We start from the raw sequence: 19,325 nt of genomic DNA, 5'->3' as shown, positions 1-19,325 counted from the left end.
CGGCAGCCCTGCGTACCTTCGGTGCGCGCCTACCGCTCCTGGCCCACCAACTGCTCGAACCGTGCCGCGTCCACATCCAGCATGTGTTGCGCCTGCCCCAGCGTGACGGAGCTGTACGTGCCGGACGAACGGGCCGCGAGCAGCCGGTCGCTCATGGCCTGCAGCACCCGCAGGCGCAGCTCCAGGAACTGGTCGCGGCCCTGGGACACGTCCTCGGACGGCGCACTGTCCTCGGGCCTGCGGTGGACGTCCACGCGGGCGTCGCTGCGGACGAGGCCCACCACGCGTTCGGAGTACGGCCTGCCCTCGTGGTCGGTGAGCGACGGGTCGTCGAGCACGTCCCCCGCCGCCTGGACGAGGTCCGTGAGGAGCCGCGCACCTTCGTCGCGCAGCCGCTGGGGGTCGTCCGGCGGGATACCCACCTTGCGGATCACCATCGGCAGGGTCAGCCCTTGCAGCAGCAGCGTCACGGCGGCCACCACGAAGGCGATCAGGATGAGCTGCGCGCGGTCCGGGGTGTCCTCCGGCAGGGTCTGTGCGGCGGCGACGGTGATGGCGCCGCGCATCCCCGCCCAGCCGAGCACGATCCCGCCACGGCCGCCGAAGTGCTCGTTCACCGTGAACTCGAGGTCGGCGGACTTGCGCGTGATCCGCTGCTCGAAGCGTTCGAGGCGTTTCGGCGGGATGCCGCTGAGGCGCTCGGCGAACTCCGGGTCGTCGTCGGGGTTGCGCAGGCGCTCCTGCATCGCCTCCAGCTTCTCCTTGCCCTGGGAGGCCTTGGCCACGTCACGGCGCATCCGCGCCACCATCGGCGCCACCCACACCATCCGCGCGGCCATCACGAACAGGGCCGCGACCAGGCCGATCGTCAGCGCCCGCGCGACGCTCAGACCGTCGCCGCGCACCTCGTCGACGAGGGTCTTCACGCTCAGGCCCATGAGCAGGAACATCCCGCTCTCCAGGAGGAAGGACGCCGTATGCCAGTTGGTCGATTCGGCGATACGGTCCTGGGCGCGCAGGAAGCGCGGACTCTGATGCCCCGTGACCAGGCCGGCGATCACGACGGCCAGCACCCCGGAGGCATGCAGCTCCTCGGCGGGCAGATACGCGAGGAAGGGGACCACGAACGAGATCGCGGTGTTGAGCACCGTGTCGTCGAGCTGCGCCCTGGCCCGGACGTTCAGGAGACCGACGACGAGTCCGACGGCCACCGCCACGGCCACCGCGTACAGGAACTCGCCGATCGTGGCCCACAGCGAGAACGAGCCCGCGAAGGCGGCCACCGCCGTACGCAGCAGCACGAGCGCGGACGCGTCGTTGACCAGTCCCTCGCCTTCGAGCACCGTCACGAGGCGGTGCGGCAGCCCGAGCTTCTTGCCGACCGAGGTCGCGGCCACCGCGTCGGTCGGGCTGATGACGGCCCCGAGCGCGAACGCCGCGGGCCAGCCGATCTCCGGCAGGAGCCAGTGGAAGAGCGCCCCGGCACCGAGCGTGGACAGGACGACCAGCACCACCGCGAGACCGCTGATGGCCTTGAGGTCGCGGCGGAAGTCCCTCACGGGCATGTTGACCGCGGCCGAGTACAGCAGGGGAGGCAGGACGCCGGCGAGGATCCACTCCGGCTCGATCTCCGGGTGCGGCACACCGGGGATGAAGCTCAGCGCGATCCCGACGACCACGAGGCTGAGCGGCGCGGCGAGCCCGAGCCGTTCGGAGAAGGCCGCGACCACCACGATGCTGATCACGCCGAGCACGGCGACAAGGGTGAACTCCATGGTCAGCCGCGCACCTTCGCCGCTTCGACCACCGCAGTGACATAGCGGGCGGGCAGCTGCACATGCCGCGGATGCAGCACGGGCAGCAGCTCGTCCACCTCGGCCAGCGTGCGCCGCGCGGCCTTGGCCGCGGTGAGCGCCCGCTCCCGTAGGGCGTCGGCGAACACCGCGTTGCCCTTCGCGTCCCCCTGTGCGGCACGCACCAGCGCGAGGTCGGGGACGAGCGCCGGCACGGGCCCGAACTCGTCGCCGCCGAAGAACATCGCCCCTGACCCGTCCGCGGCGGGACGGGCGTAGGTGCCGACGGGGGCGAGGAAGGTGGCCGCGCCCGCGGCGGCGGCCTGCAGCCGCTGTCCCAGGAGCGCGGGTGCCACGTACTCGGTCTCCACCCCCTCGATCCGGCCATCCTCCGGCCCGGCTTCGTCGATGATCAGCCGGGCCACCTGCCCGCTCGCGAGCCACGCGCGCACCCCGTCCCCGAGCGCCTCCGGCCCGGGGCACACGAGGGTGAACCGCTCGGCCGGCAGCGCGCGCAGCGCCGCCACGAGGAGCGCGGGAAAGCCCGTAATGCCGGGGCCGGGCAGCACGATGGTGCTGCCCGAAGGGGTGTCCGAGACGGCCGCGGAGGCGGTGACCAGTTTGTCCATGGCGGAATTCTCGGTGCCCGCGCGAGGTGGCCGTGGCGTGCGTGCCGCGGCGGCCGGAGGGTTCGTACGAATGGGCCAGCGGCGCGGGTCGGACGACCGGCCGCGGCGCGACGTGGCCAAGACCACGGCTGATTTCGTATTTCGATCTGTCCTACCCATGGCCCCTTGAAGGCTTCTGGTGCATCCTCCGCCCAGCCGGAGTGATCGGCTTGATCGGCAGCAGCGGACAGCGCCGACGACCTAGCGAACAGAGCGCCAACGACCTAAGCGAACAGCAGCGCCCGGGCACCGCCCGTGGAGCGTGATCGATTCGGGAGGGCTCCTCATGGAGTTCGGAATCTTCCTCAACGGGTTCATCCCTGGCATGGCGGCCCACCACCGCCCGTCGGAACACCTCGCCCTGATGCGGGAGTTGGAGATCGCGATCAAGGCGGACAAGCACAACTGGAAGTATGTGTGGTTCGGTGAGCACCACTCACTCACCGAATACAGCCACATGTCCGCCCCCGAGGTCGCGATGGGCTACGTGGCCGCGAAGACCGAACGCATCCACCTGGGCACCGGCATCAACAGCCTGTCGCCGCGCAAGGAGCACCCGGTGCGCTACGCCGAGCGCGCCGCGATGCTGGACCACATCACCGAGGGCCGCTTCGAGTGGGGGACGGGCCGTGGCGCGGGCAGCCACGAGCTGAAGTCCTTCAACATCATGGACCCCTCGTCCACCAAGGCCGAATGGGACGAGGTCGCGCGCGAGATCGTGCGGATGTGGGAGCAGTACGACTACGAGTTCCACGGCGAGCACTTCACGGTGCCCACCCCGCACAACATCCTGCCGAAGCCGTACGGGCACTCGCACCCGCCGATCTGGATGGCGTGCGGCAACCCGCCCTCCTTCGCCAAGGCCGGATCGCTCGGCATCGGCGCCATCGCCTTCAACTTCGAGCCGATCTTCGAACTCAAGGGCCGGATCGACCAGTACAAGGAGGCGGCCGCCGACCCGAAGGAGATACTCGGCGACTACCAGAACAACAACGTGATGATGACCAACACGGTCATCTGCCTCAACGACCGCAAGCGGGCCCGCGAGATCGCCATGCACGCCGGTCTCGGATACCTGATCACGCTGGTGAACCTGTACCACGACACCATGCCCAAGTCGATGGACGAGCGGACCTGGCCCACCCCGCCCGTGGCGTTCAGCGAGCTCGGCGGCGACGAGATCCTCGACGAGATCATCAAGGCCGGCCTGATGCTCTGCGGCACGCCCGACGAGGTGGCCGAGCAGGTGGCCGCGTACCAGCAAGTGGGCTGTGACCAGCTGGTGTTCGGCATGACGGGCGGTATGACCTTCGAGGAGCACCTCGAGATGATCGAGCTCTTCGGCGACAAGGTGATCCCGCAGTTCGACACCAACCCGGAGCCCTCCACGGCGGTCTACCGCCGCAACGCGGGGGCGCCGAAGTACCCCTCGCACAACAACCCGGTGCCCGACGAGCTCAAGCACACCGTCCTGCCGCCGAGCGCGATCCTGCCGCTGGAGTCCTGACCGGTCCAGACCACTGGCGTCGACTCGCCCGCCGCGCCGCCAACTCTGCGGCGCGGCCGGGGAGTCGGGTGAAGTCCTGCTGTCCCGTACGGGTGTGGACGGGCCCTCTTGTTGCGCCCGGGCATCACTGGTTGACTCCGCGCGGCCAGTGACATGTCCCGGACCGGCGGAGGAACCATGCAACCCACCCGCAGACAGCTGATGACCGCCCTCTCGGCCGCAGGCCTGCTCGCCGTGGTGCCGGCCCGGCTCGCGAGCGCGGCAGCCGTCGCGGAGGGTGCCGCACGGCTGCTCGCCAACACGGTCGACGTCTTCGCCGGTACGGCCGCCTCCAACGCCCGCCCGGAAACGGCCGGCAAGCTCACCTCCCTCGTCAACACCGCCAAGGCCGGCCTCACGTCCATGGACCAGGCCGGCCCCGGCGAACTCTTCAAGGGCCTCGCGCTCGGCACCAACGACGCGAACCTCAACACCGCCTACCGGCAGCTCTACGAGATAGCCCTGGCCACCCGCGCCCCCGGCAGCGAACTCCTCGGCTCCACCGCGGTGCAGCGCCGCGTCATCGACGGCCTGGTGTGGCTGCACGAGCGGTACTACGGCGACCAGGCCAAGGGGTACTACGGCAACTGGTTCAACTGGGAGATCGGCATCTCCCAGCACGTCACCAAGACGCTGGCGCTGCTCGCGCCCGAACTGGCCGCCTACCGCCCGGAGTTGACCGCCACGTACATCGCGTCGATGGACGCCTATCTGCGCAACGGCACGAACGGCGACGTGAACCTCGACTCGCGCTTCCACACCGGCGCGAACCTCGCCGACATCACCACCAACCGCATCCTCCAGGGCGCGCTGCTCGGCGACGAGGCCCGGATCCGCAAGGCCCTCACCGACCAGCTCACCGTCTTCGTCACCATCGACCCGTACCACCTGAAGCACAACGTCACCGACGGGCACTACGCCGACGGCTCGTTCATCCAGCACGGCTCGGTCGCCTACACAGGCTCCTACGGCAAGGGCCTGCTCACCCGCGTCGTGCAGACCCTCAAGATCCTCGACGGCACCGGCTTCGCGCACGGCGGGGAACTCGTGCCGACCGTCTTCCAGTGGGTGCGCGACGGGTTCGCGCCGCTCATCTTCGAGGGCTGGATGATGGAGATCGTCAAGGGCCGCGCGGTCTCGCGCACCGCTACCGGCTACACCGACGTGGCCGTGATCGTCGAAGCCGCCGTCGACCTCGCCTCGCTCGCACCGGCCGCCGAGGCCACGGCGCTGCGGCAGTACGTCAAGTACCTCCGTACGACGTCCAAGGCGACGCTCGACCCGGCCACCTTCGTCTCACCGGTCAGCGTCGTGCGCTACACCGAGATCCTCGCCGACAACTCCCTCACCCCCGCCGACCTGGGACCCGCCGCGCGCAGCGTCGCCTTCAACGCGATGGACAAGACAGTGCACCGCCGGCCCGGCTACGCCTTCGCGCTGGCCCGGTCCTCCGCGCGGATCAGCAAGTACGAGTACATGAGCGGCGAGAACCTCATGCCGTGGTTCCAGGGCGAGGGCGCCCACCACCTCTATCTGGCCGGCCAGGACCAGACCCAGGCCTACGGCGTCGACTACTACACGACCGTCTCGCCGTACGGACTCGCCGGTGTCACCGCGCCGGTCGAACAGCGGCGCACTATCCCGGAGTTGTACGGCACCCCCTACTACGACAACCCCGGACACCCGCTGCACTTCACCCCCTCCTCCGAGTCGCAGAACGCCTATGTGTACTTTCCGCGCGGACTCGCCGACCACAGCGGGGGAGCGGTGCTCGGGACCTACGGGGCGGTGGCGATGGTGCAGTCCAGTGACGTGGGCGTGCGGGACCGGGAGCTGCTGCCGGAGGACTTCGTCGTCTACGAGAACGCCACCGCCACCAAGTCCTGGTTCCTGTTCGACGACGAGATCGTGGTGCTCGCGGCAGGCGTCGGCGGGGGCGGGGGCCGCGCAGGCACCACGACCGTGGACGCCCGCACAGCACTCGCCGGCGACGCCCTGACGGTCACGGGTGCGCGGCGCGACGGGAGTGCGTTCACAGGGCGCGGCACGGCGGAACTGGCCTGGCTGCGCTGGGCGAACACCACGCGGGGAAGCGCGGTCGGCTATCTCTTCCTCGACGGCGGGCCGGTCCGCGTGGAGCTGGAAGAAGTGACGCGCAGTCGGCGTGTCGTACGGACATCCAACCCCGACACGCCCGCCACACGCGCGGTCTTCTCGGCCACGTACGACCACGCCGCCACGGACCGGCCCGCGGGGCTGGCCCATGCGCTGCTGCCGGGCGCGTCCGAGAGCGCCCTGCGCGCGTACGCCGCACGCAGCCCCTTGAAGGTGCTCGCCAACTCCACGCGCTTGCAGGCCGTCCAGCACACCGACCTGGACCTGACCTGCCTCAACTCCTTCACCGACGGCCGCCACCAGGCGGCGGGCATCAGTGTGGACGGTCCGGCCTGCGTGCTCGTGCGACGGGCCGGCCGCGGGCGCACCAGCCTCGCGGTGTCCGATCCGACGACGCGGCGCGGCACGGTCTCGCTCGTGCTGCGCGGGCGCCGGCTGCGGCTCGACGAGGCCGACGAAGGCGTCCGGGTGAGCCCGGTGCCGGGCGGCACGCGGGTCGAGGTCGACGTCCACCAGGCGTACGGGCGGAGCTTCACGGCGACGCTGTCCGGCTGAGCGGCGGGTCCGCGCGACGGGAGCTCACGGGGTGGCGCCGAGGTGACGGGTGTCGCCGAGCACGGCGATCTGCCGGTTGTGGAAGAAGCCGTCCTCGCGCAGGGTCGTGATGCTGCCCGCCGGCGCCCGGAAGCTGACGTATCCGGCGGCCTCGTACGGCATCCGGATCCACGCGGCGAGCACGAATGTGAGCGACCCGCCGTGCGTCACCACGATCTGGTGCGCGGCGGGCCGGGACACGATCTCCTCCGTCGCCTCGTACACCCGGCGCACCCACTGCGCCTTGGTCTCCGCGCCCTCGATGCCCTCGTCGTGCGCCATGCGCTCGCCGACGGCGGGCGGCGGCACGAACCTGCGGTCCAGCCACTCCTGCGGCCGGCCGCCCGCCTCGCCGTACGACTTCTCGCGCAGCCGCGGATCCGGCACGGCCGGCACCGCGAACTCCGCGGCGATCGCGTCGGCGGTCTGCCGGGTGCGCAGCAGATCGGAGGTGAACAACTCGACCTCGGCTCCGGCGGGCACGGCCTCGCGCAGCGCCCGCGCGACGGCCTTCGCGTCCCGGAGGCCGCGCGCGGTGAGCGCTGAGTCGAACCAGCCGCCGACGAGACGGTCGGTGTGGTGGGTGGCTTCGGGGTGCGTGACGACGTGGACGGTGCGGACTGGGTGGTCTGCGCCCATGGGGGCGGGCCTTTCTGTGCGGTGTGCGGTGTGCCGTGGTGCTGGGATGCGGGGACGCCGGGTCAGCGGCCGAGGATGACGGGCCGTTCCGGGGCCCCGTCGGTGAGGAGCGCCGTCAGCGGGGTGACCAGGTCGCGGGGCGCGAACAGGTCGGGGCCCCGGTGCCCGGCGAGCTCCGCCAGACTCCACCAGCGGAAACCGGAGATCCCCTCGGCGGCCAGCTCCTCGGCGGACATGGTGCCCGCCGGGGTGAACGCGCGCGTACGGATGAAGAAGTAGTCGTGCGCGGCCCCGTCGTAGCCCGGGGCGTAGCCGGCGTCCACGAACTTGCGGTGCCATACGTGCGGGGGTTCGCCCTCGACGACGAGGCCGATCTCCTCGAGGAGTTCGCGGTGCAGCGCCTCCCGCACCGACTCGCCCGGCTCGACCCCGCCGCCCGGCGTGGACCAGACGCCCAGGCCGCCGTCGAGCTGGAACCGGCACAGCAGAATCCGCTCCTGTTCGTCGACGACGAGTCCACGCGCGGCATGACGAAGCTTCAACGGGGGCACCGCGGAACCCTATGAGGCGGGGCGGCCGCGGTCCAGGGCGCTTTGCTCCGCCCGCGTGCGGCGCGGCTCCGTCCGGGCGCTGCGGACCGCGGCCGCGGAGCGAACTCCGGACCGGCGGTGGACCGTTGAGGGCCGTTCGCTACCGTCTGCGCCCATGACCCACTACACCGCGGACACCTGGCCGGAACCACCGCTCGCCGGCACCGAGGCCGAGGCGGTACTCGGCGCCCTCGAACGGCAGCGGGCCACCCTGGAGTGGAAGTGCTCGGGCCTGGATGCCGCCGGGCTCCGGGCCACACTCGGCACCTCCACCGTGACGCTCGGCGGACTGCTCAAGCATCTCGCCCATGTCGAGGACAGCCACTTCAGCCGGCTCTGGCTCGCCGCTCCCGCGGGACCGCCCTGGGACGCGGTGGACTGGGAGAAGGACCCCGACTGGGCGTACCGCACGGCCGCCGACCACACTCCCGACGAACTGCTCACCCTGTGGCGGGACGCGGTGGCGCGCTCGCGCGCCGTCGTCGAACGCGCGCTGGCGCAGGGCGGCCTCGACCAGCTCGGAGCCTTCGTGACGCGCAGCGGCGGGCGGCCCAACCTGCGGCGCATCCTGCTCGACCTCGTGGAGGAGTACGCCCGCCACGCCGGACACGCCGACCTCATCCGCGAATCCGTCGACGGACTGGTGGGGGAGGACCCCGCGATGTGACGCGGATGTCCACGCGAGGGGGATCGCGGCCGACTGTGCGCATGGCGGGTCGGGGATCCCGCGGGCGGCAGGGTGGAAGCTGACGCGAGGGGAAGCGTGGCGCGCCTCATTGGGCCGACCGTGGGCCGGTGTTCCTTCGTTCGGAGGGCCCGAGGTGCGCGTGGCGCGCCGGTGCGTTCGGCTGGACGTGGCATCCGCAGAACGCGGACCGCCTACGAGGTGCCTTCGCCGTGACTGGACCGGTCCGCGAGCCCAGGGCACAGGACTGAGACGAGGTGCACCATGCACGCAGGAACTCTCGCCGCCGCCGCAGTGCTCGCCGGCGCCGCCTTCGGGCTGGCCGCTCCGGCGGCCCAGGCCGTGGAGGCCGGAGCCGTCGCCGTGACGCCCAGCAGCGCGGGCCCCGGCCAGACGGTGAAGATCGGCGCTTCGGGGTGCGCGACCGCGAACGCGAACGCGCAGGCACGGGCCTACTCCGATGCGTTCCCGACGGCCTCCCTCTCCGCCGTCGGGCAGCAGGGCGAGGTCAGCGGCACGTCCACGGTGTTCTCCGGCGCGAAGGCCGGCACGTACACCGTGACCGTGGTCTGCGATGTCTCCAACCCCACGCAGAAGTACACCGGTTCCTTCACCGTGACCGGCTCGTCCACCACCCCGCAGGGCGTACGCGGCGGACTCGGCGGCTCCTTCGAGGACGCCGGACCGGGCACGATCGCCGCCGGTGCGGCCCTGGTCGCGGCGGGTCTGGGCGCCACGGCGATCACCGTGCGCCGCAGGATGCGCCGCTCCTCCTGACCCGGCGCCACCACGGCGGGCCCGCGCCCGCCCCCAAGCCCCCGGCCCGTGCTCAGTCCTCCGCCTGAGCGCGGGCCGTGGTGTGTCCGCCCGCGGACGCCTCCTCCCGCTCCGCGAGCCTGCTGCCACCGGCGTGCGTAGAGTGCCGGGATGATCGCGATTCCGCACGAGTTCGAGCAGAGCACGGTGGCCCGTGAAGGCGAGAAGGGCGCCGCCTGGGTGGCGGAACTGCCGTTCCTCGTTGAGGAGTTGCTGGGGCGGTGGGAGTGCGTGCCCGACGGGGACGTGCTGCACGGCGGGGTCGGCCTCGTCGTGCCGGTGCGCGGCGCCGGACACGGGCCGGCCGTCCTGAAGGTGTCGTTCCCGCATCCGGGCAACGTCCACGAGCCCCACGCCTTCGCGGCCTGGGGCGGACATGGTGCCGTACGGCTGTATGCCAGGGACGACGCGCGGTTCGCGATGCTCCTGGAGCGGGCGCACACCGACACGCTCGCCGAGTGCGGTGACCCGGACGAGATGGTCGTGGTCGCCGGACGCATCAGCCGGCGTCTGGCCGTACCGGCTCCGTCGGGGCTGCCGCGGCAGAGCGAACGGGCCGCGGAGTGGGAGCGTCGACTGCTCGTCGATGCCGAGGAGTTCGAGGGTGCGCTGCCGCGCCGCGTCCTGGAGGCCGCGCTCGCCACGGTGCGTGAACTCGGGCCAGGGCAGCCGGACGTGATGATCCACGGCGACCTGCACCCGCGGAACATCCTGCGGGCGGACCGCGAACCCTGGCTCGCCGTCGACCCCAAGGGGTACGTGGGGGACCCGGCCTGGGACGGCGGGACGCTGCTCAAGTCCATGGGGCTCGTGTTCATCGGGGTCGACGACCCGGGCAAAGAAGTCCATCGCGCGCTGGACCTCTTCGCCGACGCCGCCGAACTCGACCCCGTGCGCGTACGCCGCTGGGGACAGCTCCACGCCGTCGAAGCCGCCTACTGGGCGCGCCGCCACGGGTTCCGGCGGGCCCGCGGCGGTCCCGAACTGGACCGCCTCACGGCACTCGCCGAGCACCTCGCCCAGGCACTGACGGCCTGACGGAGGCGCACGTGTGGAGCGGTCTGATCACGCCTCCCGTTCCACCGGCAGCCACAGCTCGGCGTCCGCGTGCGTGCCGTCCTCGGACAGGCGCGTGCGCAGGATCTCCGGACCCGGGCGGCCACGGTAGGGGTTCGACGGGAACCACTCGGTGAACACGTCACGCCACAGGTACTGGATGGCCTCCGGCGCAGGGCCCGACGTGGCGAACACCGCCCACGTACCGGCCGGCACGGCCAGGACGTCGAGACCGTCCAGGTCCTGCGAGGAGGTCACCACCGCGTGGTAGTAGTCCAGCTCCGTGCCCTCGGCGCGGCTCGGATCCAGGTCGTCGCAGACGGCGACGATGCCCTCGGGCTCCTGGTCCGCGAGCGCCTTGAGCCGCCCGTTGATCTCCGGAGCGACGCCCCGGACGAAGTCGATGATCGACTGGTTCGGTCCCGTGTGCACCAGCGGCACCCGGGCCTTGCGGCCCGCCACGGTGAACCCCGGCCGTTCCACTACGCGATATCGCATGTCATGTGTCCCTTCTACGGTGAGACGGAAGGTCAGCCGGGCCTGCGAGACCAGCACCGCGCCCGAGCGCCGGGCCTCGCCCGGACCCACCCCGTGCAGCTGGCGGAACGCGCGGGCGAAGGCCTCGCCCGACCCGTAGCCGTACCGCACGGCGATGTCGAGCAGCGCCTGCTCGCCCGAGAGCACCTCGGCACCCGCGACGGTCAGCCGCCGGCGCCGGATGTACTCCGACAGCGGCATCCCGGCGAGCGCCGAGAACATCCGCCGCAGGTGGTACTCCGAGGTGACGGCGATCCGGGCGAGCTCGGCCGCATCGATCTCCTGGTCGAGATTCCGCTCGATGTGGTCCATGGCCTGATTGAGCCGGTCCAGCATGTCCGGGCTCCTTCCTCTTGTGCGCTCACCACGCTAGGTCCGGGGGATCATGCCGGACCCGACATCCCGTGCCCGATGAAGTCGGGTGGCCACCGCCGCGGCACTGGTCCGTGTGGCGGACCACGGGCGGCGCCTGGGCGGCCGGTGGGGGAGCGTGCTGCCATGCGCCGCCTCCTCACCACCGCCACGCTGCTCGCGGTCGTCGCGGGCGCCACCGTGACGGCCGCGTCCGGCCCTCCCGTCCACGAGCCCGAACAGCAGGACCGCACCACGGAACCCGGGGAGCGCGTCGTGGGCACGCCGGGCGAGGACGGCACCAACATCCTGATCGTCGGCCTCGACAGCCGTGCGCAGCTGAGCCGCGAGCAGCGGGACCGCCTGCACGTCGGGGGCGTGCCCTGCGACTGCACCGATGTGATGATGCTGGCCCACCTCTCCGAGGACGAGCAGCGCCTGAGCGTGGTCTCCGTGCTCCGCGACTCGTACGTGGAGTACGCCCCGCACGGGCACCCGCGCCACTCCGGGAAGATCAACGCGGCCTGGAAGGAAGGGGGAGCGGACCTCGCACGGCGCACGGTCGAGCAGGCCACCGGTGTCCGCATCGACCACTACATCGAGACCGACTTCGGGGGCTTCGCCAACGTGATCGACCGGCTCGGCGGCGCCACGGTGTGCACGGACAAGGCTGTGTACGACCGGGCGGCCGGACTCCGGCTGCGTCCTGGCACCCACTCCATCGACGGCAACAAGTCCGTCCGATACGTCCGGGCCCGGCACGTCGACCCGCCCGGCGACGGCGGCCGCGTGCGCCGGCAGCAGCGGCTCGTCGCAGGCGTGCTCGACCGGCTGCGGAACGCCGGAGCCCTGAGCGACCCCGCGAGGGCACTCTCCACCGTCGGCTCCCTGCACGGCCTCGTCCGCACCGATCCGCACACCACCCCTGCCGAACTGGCCGCGCTCGCCCTGGCGGTGGGCCGGCTGCGCCCGGAGCAGACCGAGTTCGCCAACGTGCCCGTCGCCGACGCCGACCACCGCGTCCCCGGCCACGGCTCCACCGTCCTGTGGGACCGCGACCGCTCCGAGGCCCTGTGGTCCGCGCTGCGCGCCGACCGGCCCGTCACCGGCGACCCGCGGATCCAGCCCGTGGGCGCGACCGCGGTGGGCGTGCCCCTGAACGCCGTCCACGTGCGGGTCTCCGACCCGGCGACCGGCTTCACCCTGCTGCGCATGGGCTTCACGGTCCTCAGCGGCGAACCGCGCCACGCACTGCCGCACGAGCACGACAAAACCTTGATCCTGTACGGCCCTTCGGCGGCCCGCCACGCCCGGACCCTGCACGCCGCACTGCCGGAGGCGCGCCTGCGGATGGTGCGCGACCTCGGCCGCGTCATCGAGGTGCAGGTCGGCCGGAGCGGACGCACGCTGACACCGGTGCGCTACGACCGCAGCGGCTTCGAGGGCCCACCCGTCACCGGCGACCGCCTGCGCTGCCCGTAGCGGGGCCGCGCGACGTCACCCCCCTTGGCCGCCGCATGCCTCACCCCTGCTCATACACGGTGACCGCGATGCCGCGGGCGCACAGCTCCTCGACGATGAGCGGCTCGATCCGCTCCCACTTCCCGCCCGCCAGTCCGCAGCCGATCCGCGGATGTGCACCGAAGCCCCGTGCTCGGCGGCATGCCCGGCCAGCGCCTCCAGACAGCGCCGCACCGCGTCGTACCGGATCGGCGGTCCCGCGCTGCCGGTGCGTATGCCCCGCTGCCCGATCATGTTGGCCACATGGACATCCGGCTGCACCCTTACGAGCCGCACGGCGCCGAGCCCGAAGTCGTTGTCCGCGCGCTCCCGGTGCCAGCGGCGGTAGTCGCGCTCCGGTTCCGGCCAGCGCCGCGAGAGGGCGAGGACGAAGCCCTTGCCCCAGCCGCCGATGTCGTTGCAGACATGGGCCACGATCTTCGGGCCCTTGGCCTGCGGACAGGTCGCGTCGCCGCGTACGACGCGCAGCGCACTCATCGCGCCTCAGCCGCCTTCGCCGCCCGCTCCACCCGCTCCCGATGCGCCTGCCACGCGGCCGCCTCCGTGACCGGAAGGTCAGACTTGCCCTCCGCCCAGCCCACCGAGCCGTCGATCAACTCCCGCACGATGTCCGCGTGGCCCGCGTGCCGGTGGGTGTCCGTCAGGACCCGGACCACCAGGTGGTGGAGCGTGGTCGCGCGCCGGTGCTCCGGCCACCACGGCACCTGGCCGATCGCGTCCAGGCCGTACGCCGCGAAGGTGCCGTCGGCGTGCGCCCACGCCGCACGGTAGAGACCGACGATCTCCTCGCGGGACTCGTCCGGTGTCGCCCACATGTCCGCGTGCGGGTCCTCGCTGCCCTGCGTGTACCACCAGGCCGGAGGGTTCTCACGGAAGTAGGGGCGGCCGAACGAGTCGCCGAAATAGCCCAGTTCCACACCGGCGAGGTGCTTCACCAGGCCGAGCAGATTCGTGCCCGTCGGCGTCAGGGGCCGGCGTGCGTCGTACTCGGAGAGCCCGTCCAGCTTCCAGACGAGGGCGTCCCGCGCCGCCTGGAGGTACTCGAGGAGGTCCTCCTTCGGCGAGGACGGGGTCGGCGGGGTCGATGGCGGAGTCGGTGCGTTCATGCCGGAAGTCTTGCAGCCGGCACTGACAGTCGATCTTGCGGGCGGACGCGGAACGCCCTCAACCTTGCGGGCGGACACAAGACGCCCTCAACTGCGCATGTCAGACGTTCTGTTCCGCGGGGCGCGAGCCGCGCGTCAGCATCAACAGGGCGTCCACGAGCTCCTCCGCCGGCGACCCGGTGGCCAGGCGCCGCAGCTGCTGGCCGAAGACCAGCGCGACCGCCGTGCTCGCCATCCGCTCCGCATCCCGTACGCCCAGACCGGTCAGGATCCGCTCCGCGAGGCGGTCGTACGCCGCGAAGCACTCGGCCGCCGCGGCCCGCAGCCGTTCGTCGCGGCCCGCCTGCACATACAGCTCGAAGGGCGCGATGTGCCGGGCGTCGAAGGCCGTGCCGCCCGCCACCTGCGCCACCGTCCGCGCGGCGCCCTCCAGTTCGATCCCCTCGCCATGGCACTGGTCGGCGAGCTCCGTGAACCGGCGGGTCTCCACCGACACGAAGTGCAGCAGCGCCTCGCGCAGCAGCTCGTGCTGCGTCGCGAAGTGGTAGGTCACCGAACCGAGCGAGACCCCGGCCTCCTTGGCGATCCGCCGGTTGGTCAGGGCGGCGACACCGTCCTCACCGATGATCCGCAGCACCGCGTCGACGATGCGCTGCCGCGTATCACCGGACCTGCCGGGGCCGGAGGGCTTGGCTGCCTTGGTCGGAGCGGGCACGGACGTCATGCCGTTCATCTTTCCATCTCCCCTGCGGGCAGGCCGGGTTGACGCTACTGTTCGTTCGAACGAACAGAATCCGCGAAGGGTGGCGTCATGCGTATCGCCGGTTCCACCGTTCTGCTCACCGGCGTGACCGGCGGTCTGGGCCTCGCGATCGGCCGCCGGCTCGCGGCCGGCGGGGCACAGCTCACCGTCTCGGGCCGGCGCGCCGACGCGCTCGAAGACGCCGCGAAGGAGCTCGGAGCGCGGGCGGTCGTCGCCGATCTCGCGGTCGCCGAGGACGTGGACCGCCTCGCCGAGGAGTGCGCCGGCACCGACCTCCTGATCGCCAACGCGGCGCTGCCGTCCAGCGGCGACCTCCTCGACTACACGCCGGAGCAGATCGACCGCGCCCTGGCGGTGAACCTGCGGGCCCCGGTGCTGCTCGCCCGACGCCTCGCCCCGCGCATGGTTGAGGCCGAGCGCGGCCACATCGTCTTCGTGGGGTCCCTGTCGGGCAAGGCCGCCAGCCGGTCCTCATCCCTGTACAGTGCCACCAAGTTCGGCCTGCGCGGCTTCGCCCTCGGCCTGCGCCAGGACCTGGAGGGCACGGGCGTCGGGGTCTCGCTGGTCCAGCCCGGATTCGTGCGCGATGTGGGGATGTTCGCCGCCACCGGCGCCCCCACCCCGGGCGGGGTCCGTACGGTGACGCCCGACCGCGTGGTGGCCGCCGTGATCAGGGCGGTGGAGCGGAACCGGGCCGAAATCAACGTCGCACCGGCCGAGTTGAAGGTGCTCACCGCCATCGCGGGCCAGTTCCCCGCCCTCGCCGAACGGGTCCAGCGCCGCTCCGGCGCCCACCGCGAGGTCCGCAAGATCGTCGACGCACAGCAGTCCAAGCGCTGACCGGACCGGACGCCGGCCGTCCGGCGCCAACGGACCGTGCACCGAGCCCTCTTGGGCGACGACCAGGACCATGACCGACCGGGTCAGGACGCACGTGGCCGAGCGCCCATCGGGCCGGGACACATCAGCCGAGCGCTGACCGGGCCCGGGACGCGCCTGCCGGGCGCTGACCGGGCCCGGGGCGCGCCTGCCGGGCGCTGACCGGGCCCGGGGCGCGCCTGCCGGGCGCGGACCGTACCGGGCGCACCAGCCAGGCGCCGACCGGACCAGGAGGCATCAGCCAGGCGCCGACCGTGCCGAGCCCGCCCACCGCACATCGCACACCTCCCGAGGAGAAACCCCGCCGTGGACACCCGCCGCATACCGCACCCGCCCCGCCGCGTCCCCGTGCTCGGCGACATCCTCGGTGTCTCGCCGCGCACCCCGGTCCAGGACTCCGTCCGGATCGCGCGTGAGCTCGGCTCGCCCCTGTTCGTACGGAAGATCTTCGGCAAGGAGATCGTCTTCGCCTGCGGGGCCGGCCCCGCCGCCGACCTCTCCGACGAGAAGCGCTTCGCCAAACACGTCGGCCTGGGCATCGAAGCGCTGCGCGCACTCGGCGGCGACGGACTGTTCACCGCCTACACCCACGAGCCCAACTGGCAGGCGGCGCACGACATCCTGGCCCCCGCCTTCACGCAGTCGGCCATGCGCACCTACCACCCGGTGATGCGGGACATGGCCCACCGCCTCCTCGGTCACTGGGACGCCGCGGACCGTCCCGTGGACGTCGCGGCCGACATGACCAAGCTGACCCTGGAGACCATCGCGCGCACGGGGTTCGGCTACGACTTCGGATCGTTCGAGCGCACCGAACCGCACCCGTTCGTCACGGCGATGACCGGCGCCCTGCGCCACGCCCAGCAGCAGACCGTCCGGCTGCCCGGCCTGGGGAACCTGCTGGCGAGGGGAGCGGACCGGCGCAACGCCGAACGTCTCGCCCACCTCACCGAGGTGATCGACGACGTGATCCGCGCCCGCCGTGACGCGGGCGAGGAGCGCACCGACGACCTGCTCGGCCTGATGCTGCACACCGGCCACCCCGAGACCGGCCGCCCGCTCGACGAGGTGAACATCCGCAACCAGGTGATCACCTTCCTCGTCGCCGGACACGAGACCACCTCGGGCGCCCTCTCCTTCGCCCTCTACTACCTCGCCCGCCACCCCGAGGTCCTCGCCCGCGCCCGCGCCGAGGCCGACGCGGTCTGGGGACCGCCCGGCGAACTCCCGCCGGACCCGTCGTTCGAGCAGATCCCCAAACTGCGTTACGTCCGCAGGGTCCTCGACGAGGCACTCCGCCTGTGGCCCACCGCGCCCGCGTACGGCCGCCAGGCGCGCGAGGACACCGTCCTCGACGGCACGTACCCGATGCGCCGAGGCCATTGGGCCCTCGTCCTGCTCCCGGCCCTGCACCGCGACCCCGACATCTGGGGGCCGGACCCGGAGGCCTTCGACCCGGACCGGTTCGCGCCCGCCGCGGTCCGGGCCCGGCCCGCCCACACCTACAAGCCGTTCGGCACCGGGGCGCGCGCCTGCATCGGCCGGCAGTTCGCGCTGCACGAGGCGGTCCTCGTACTCGCCCTGCTGGTGCACCGCTACGACATGGCTGCCGATCCCGCGTACGACCTGAAGGTGACCGAACTGCTCACGATGAAGCCGGAGGGCTTCGCCCTCGAGGTCCGCCGCCGCAAGGCCCCGTAGGCATCAGCCGCCGCAAGGCCCTGTAGACCTCAGGAGACCCGCTGAGAGCTCAGACAGGCAGGGCTCCGAGCTGGCGCAGCTGCCCGAGCACGTCGACGACGCCCCAGGCCTCGGCGATCCGGCCGTCCTCGAAGCGGAAGACGAAGATCTCGTCATACGTGACGGAGCGGCCGGTCGGCGCCAGCCCCCGGTACTCACCCAGGTGCGTGCCCGTCACGGTGTTGCGCGCGACAACCTTGTCGCCCTCGGCGATGAGATCCTCGATGCGCACCTGGATGTCCGGGAACGCGCGCAGCAGCACGGGCCACACCGCACGGAAAGCCTCCAGACCCGGCAGCTCGGTGGGCACCGGCGCGTGGAAGACGACATCGGGAGCGACGTACTCCCGGATCGTCTTGTCGATGGCTGCGGCGTCGCGGCTGTTCACGACGTCGTGGAAGTGACGGAAGACCTCCTTGTTCCGGGCAGTCCGCGACGCCTCTTCCTGTCCCTCTGCCCGCGTCTGTCCCTGGTGCTGCTGCTCGGTCATGGGCCCGCCTCCCGGCTCGTCACGCTGCTTGTCCCTCAGAGGACGGGACGGAGGGCCGCGCTGTGACATGAAGTGCCGGGCCCGCCGCGCGCTCCGAGGTCAGGCCCCCGCCCCGTACACCCCGAACTCCGGCTTCCCGGCGGTCTCGTAGATCTGCACCGAGAGCCCGCCGGGCATGTCGCGGCGGCTCACCGGGCGCAACCCGAGCGGCGCGCCGCCGTCCGGGAACAGCCGCCGTCCCTGGCCCACCACGACCGGTGCGACCACCAGCCGGACCTCGTCGACGAGCGAGGCGGCCAGGAGGGACTGGGCGAGGTCCGCGCTGCCGTGGATCTGCAGCTCACTGCCGGGCTGCTGCTTCAACTCGGCGACCTGCGCGGCGACATCTCCCGACAGGACCGTCGTCGGGTGCCAGGTGCCCTCGGTCCCGTCTCGCGTGGCCACGTACTTCGGCAGCCCGTTCATGACCGGGGCGAAGGGGTGGTCGGTCATGGTGGGCCAGTCGCGGGCGAAGTTCTCGTACGTACGCCGCCCGAGCAGCAGACCGTCGGCCTGGCCCAGCCACTCGGCGGCCTGGTCGACGAAGGCCTCGTCCAGATACGGCACGAACCATCCGCCGCGCTCGAACCCGCCGCTGGTGTCCTCATCGGGCGCCCCAGGCCCCTGCGAGACACCGTCCAGCGACACGAACTCCTGCACCACCAGCTTCATGACCCGTATCCCTCTCCTGGACGTGTACCGGAGGCGGCCGGGCCCGCACCGGCACCCGGCCGCCTTCTCCATTGGACACGCCCCCGCGCCGCACCACCTCCGCAGCGCCGAACCCCCCACTAGCCTCGGCCCATGACTCGACGGACCCCTGGGACGCCCGGCACCGCTGTCACGGTGGAGGTCCGCAAGTACGACGGCCGCCTCAGCGCCCGCTGGACGGCGCGCCACCTGGGCGCCGACGACCACGGCAGCTGGCTCGCCACGGCGAAGGGCGTCGACGTGGAGTCGGACGGCGGCGGCTGGACGACCCGTTTCCCGTATGTGCTGCTCGTGCCGCCGGACGCATGGTGGACAGCTTCGTTCTGCCGTCCTCCGGGGCCCGAGGTCTACTGCGATGTGTGCCTGCCGGCGCGCTGGAGCCCGGACGGCACCGCACTGCACCTGGTCGACCTGGACCTCGACGTCGTCCGCCCGGCGGGAGCGGGACCGCACATCGAGGACGAGGACGAGTTCGCCGGGCACCGGGAGAGCTTCGGCTACCCGGACGACCTCGTCGCCGAGGCCATGGCCACCTGCGCACGCCTGTACGAGGCGGTCGGTCGCGAGGCCGGTACGGAGCCCTTCCGCTCGGTCTACAAGGACTGGCTGTCCCGAGCCGACCGCCCCGCCCGGGCCTGATGCGCGCAGACGCAGACGCAGACGCAGACGCAGACTAGGCGGTTCAT

General features: G+C 72.1%; 18 protein-coding genes and 1 pseudogene. 9 read left to right on the top strand and 10 right to left on the bottom strand.

Translation table 11 applies throughout. The features are described 5' to 3' along the window. Positions 1-29: 29 nt before the first annotated feature. Together BLT97_RS14810 and BLT97_RS14805 are read right to left on the bottom strand one after the other, a co-directional pair. Positions 30-1,775, bottom strand: a complete 1,746-nt coding sequence (locus BLT97_RS14810) for a cation:proton antiporter (protein ID WP_093610138.1) — start codon at positions 1,773-1,775, stop codon at positions 30-32. 2 nt (positions 1,776-1,777) lie between these two features. Further along, entirely contained in the window at positions 1,778-2,422 is a 645-nt protein-coding gene (locus BLT97_RS14805; protein WP_176953770.1) for a CoA-transferase, read from the bottom strand. A 325-nt stretch (positions 2,423-2,747) separates the two neighbouring features. Here BLT97_RS14805 and BLT97_RS14800 point away from each other — a divergent pair, with 325 nt between their 5' ends. Both BLT97_RS14800 and BLT97_RS14795 read left to right on the top strand, forming a co-directional pair. Further along, positions 2,748-3,968 (top strand): LLM class flavin-dependent oxidoreductase, encoded by a 1,221-nt coding sequence (locus tag BLT97_RS14800; RefSeq protein ID WP_093610134.1) that lies wholly within the window; start codon positions 2,748-2,750, stop codon positions 3,966-3,968. A 177-nt stretch (positions 3,969-4,145) separates the two neighbouring features. Next, a complete protein-coding gene (locus BLT97_RS14795; RefSeq protein WP_093610132.1) occupies positions 4,146-6,677 on the top strand; it encodes a polysaccharide lyase family 8 super-sandwich domain-containing protein in 2,532 nt (843 codons plus the stop codon). A gap of 24 nt (positions 6,678-6,701) precedes the next feature. On the opposite strand, the gene BLT97_RS14790 is transcribed toward BLT97_RS14795, so the two are convergent. Continuing rightward, positions 6,702-7,355, bottom strand: a complete 654-nt coding sequence (locus tag BLT97_RS14790; RefSeq protein WP_093610130.1) for a histidine phosphatase family protein — start codon at positions 7,353-7,355, stop codon at positions 6,702-6,704. Between the two features lie 62 nt (positions 7,356-7,417). After that, on the bottom strand, positions 7,418-7,906 hold the full coding sequence (locus tag BLT97_RS14785) for an NUDIX hydrolase (RefSeq protein WP_093610128.1): 489 nt from the start codon (positions 7,904-7,906) through the stop codon (positions 7,418-7,420). Positions 7,907-8,060: 154 nt separating this feature from the next. Here BLT97_RS14785 and BLT97_RS14780 point away from each other — a divergent pair, with 154 nt between their 5' ends. The 3 genes from BLT97_RS14780 to BLT97_RS14770 all read left to right on the top strand — a co-directional run bounded on the left by BLT97_RS14780 (position 8,061) and on the right by BLT97_RS14770 (position 10,484). After that, positions 8,061-8,612: a DinB family protein gene (locus tag BLT97_RS14780; RefSeq protein WP_093610126.1), complete on the top strand. Its 552-nt coding sequence runs from the start codon at positions 8,061-8,063 to the stop codon at positions 8,610-8,612. 282 nt (positions 8,613-8,894) lie between these two features. After that, the gene (locus tag BLT97_RS14775) at positions 8,895-9,407 is read left to right on the top strand and encodes a hypothetical protein (RefSeq protein ID WP_143041334.1); all 513 of its coding nucleotides are present in this window, start codon (positions 8,895-8,897) and stop codon (positions 9,405-9,407) included. Positions 9,408-9,557: 150 nt separating this feature from the next. Then, the gene (locus tag BLT97_RS14770; protein ID WP_093610122.1) at positions 9,558-10,484 is read left to right on the top strand and encodes an aminoglycoside phosphotransferase family protein; all 927 of its coding nucleotides are present in this window, start codon (positions 9,558-9,560) and stop codon (positions 10,482-10,484) included. 27 nt (positions 10,485-10,511) lie between these two features. Here the strand turns inward: BLT97_RS14770 and BLT97_RS14765 are convergent, their stop codons facing one another. Then, a complete protein-coding gene (locus tag BLT97_RS14765) occupies positions 10,512-11,375 on the bottom strand; it encodes an AraC family transcriptional regulator (RefSeq protein ID WP_093610120.1) in 864 nt (287 codons plus the stop codon). Between the two features lie 162 nt (positions 11,376-11,537). Here BLT97_RS14765 and BLT97_RS14760 point away from each other — a divergent pair, with 162 nt between their 5' ends. Next, positions 11,538-12,872: an LCP family protein gene (locus BLT97_RS14760; protein WP_093610118.1), complete on the top strand. Its 1,335-nt coding sequence runs from the start codon at positions 11,538-11,540 to the stop codon at positions 12,870-12,872. A gap of 40 nt (positions 12,873-12,912) precedes the next feature. On the opposite strand, the pseudogene BLT97_RS14755 reads toward BLT97_RS14760, so the two are convergent. From BLT97_RS14755 to BLT97_RS14745, 3 genes and pseudogenes are all read right to left on the bottom strand, one after another. Next, positions 12,913-13,388, bottom strand: a pseudogene (locus BLT97_RS14755) (macro domain-containing protein). Then, the gene (locus BLT97_RS14750; RefSeq protein ID WP_093610116.1) at positions 13,385-14,017 is read right to left on the bottom strand and encodes a DinB family protein; all 633 of its coding nucleotides are present in this window, start codon (positions 14,015-14,017) and stop codon (positions 13,385-13,387) included. Before BLT97_RS14750 ends, BLT97_RS14755 begins: the two are co-directional and overlap by 4 nt. A gap of 100 nt (positions 14,018-14,117) precedes the next feature. Beyond that, positions 14,118-14,741 (bottom strand): TetR/AcrR family transcriptional regulator, encoded by a 624-nt coding sequence (locus BLT97_RS14745; protein WP_093610880.1) that lies wholly within the window; start codon positions 14,739-14,741, stop codon positions 14,118-14,120. An 87-nt stretch (positions 14,742-14,828) separates the two neighbouring features. Between BLT97_RS14745 and BLT97_RS14740 the strand changes: the two genes are divergently transcribed. Next, complete coding sequence (locus BLT97_RS14740) at positions 14,829-15,620, top strand: SDR family NAD(P)-dependent oxidoreductase (RefSeq protein WP_093610114.1); 792 nt, start codon at positions 14,829-14,831, stop codon at positions 15,618-15,620. A 345-nt stretch (positions 15,621-15,965) separates the two neighbouring features. Further along, on the top strand, positions 15,966-17,360 hold the full coding sequence (locus BLT97_RS14735; RefSeq protein ID WP_425442711.1) for a cytochrome P450: 1,395 nt from the start codon (positions 15,966-15,968) through the stop codon (positions 17,358-17,360). A gap of 49 nt (positions 17,361-17,409) precedes the next feature. Here BLT97_RS14735 and BLT97_RS14730 read toward each other — a convergent pair whose 3' ends face one another. Beyond that, entirely contained in the window at positions 17,410-17,889 is a 480-nt protein-coding gene (locus BLT97_RS14730; protein WP_093610110.1) for an ester cyclase, read from the bottom strand. A gap of 99 nt (positions 17,890-17,988) precedes the next feature. Beyond that, complete coding sequence (locus tag BLT97_RS14725) at positions 17,989-18,600, bottom strand: dihydrofolate reductase family protein (protein ID WP_093610108.1); 612 nt, start codon at positions 18,598-18,600, stop codon at positions 17,989-17,991. Positions 18,601-18,732: 132 nt separating this feature from the next. On the opposite strand from BLT97_RS14725, the gene BLT97_RS14720 reads away from it, so the two are divergent. Beyond that, positions 18,733-19,278, top strand: a complete 546-nt coding sequence (locus BLT97_RS14720; RefSeq protein ID WP_093610106.1) for a DUF402 domain-containing protein — start codon at positions 18,733-18,735, stop codon at positions 19,276-19,278. Positions 19,279-19,325 lie beyond the last annotated feature (47 nt).

Source organism: Streptomyces indicus (assembly GCF_900100315.1).
Lineage (GTDB): Bacteria > Actinomycetota > Actinomycetes > Streptomycetales > Streptomycetaceae > Streptomyces > Streptomyces indicus.
This window is presented reverse-complemented; position numbering and strand designations above follow the sequence as displayed.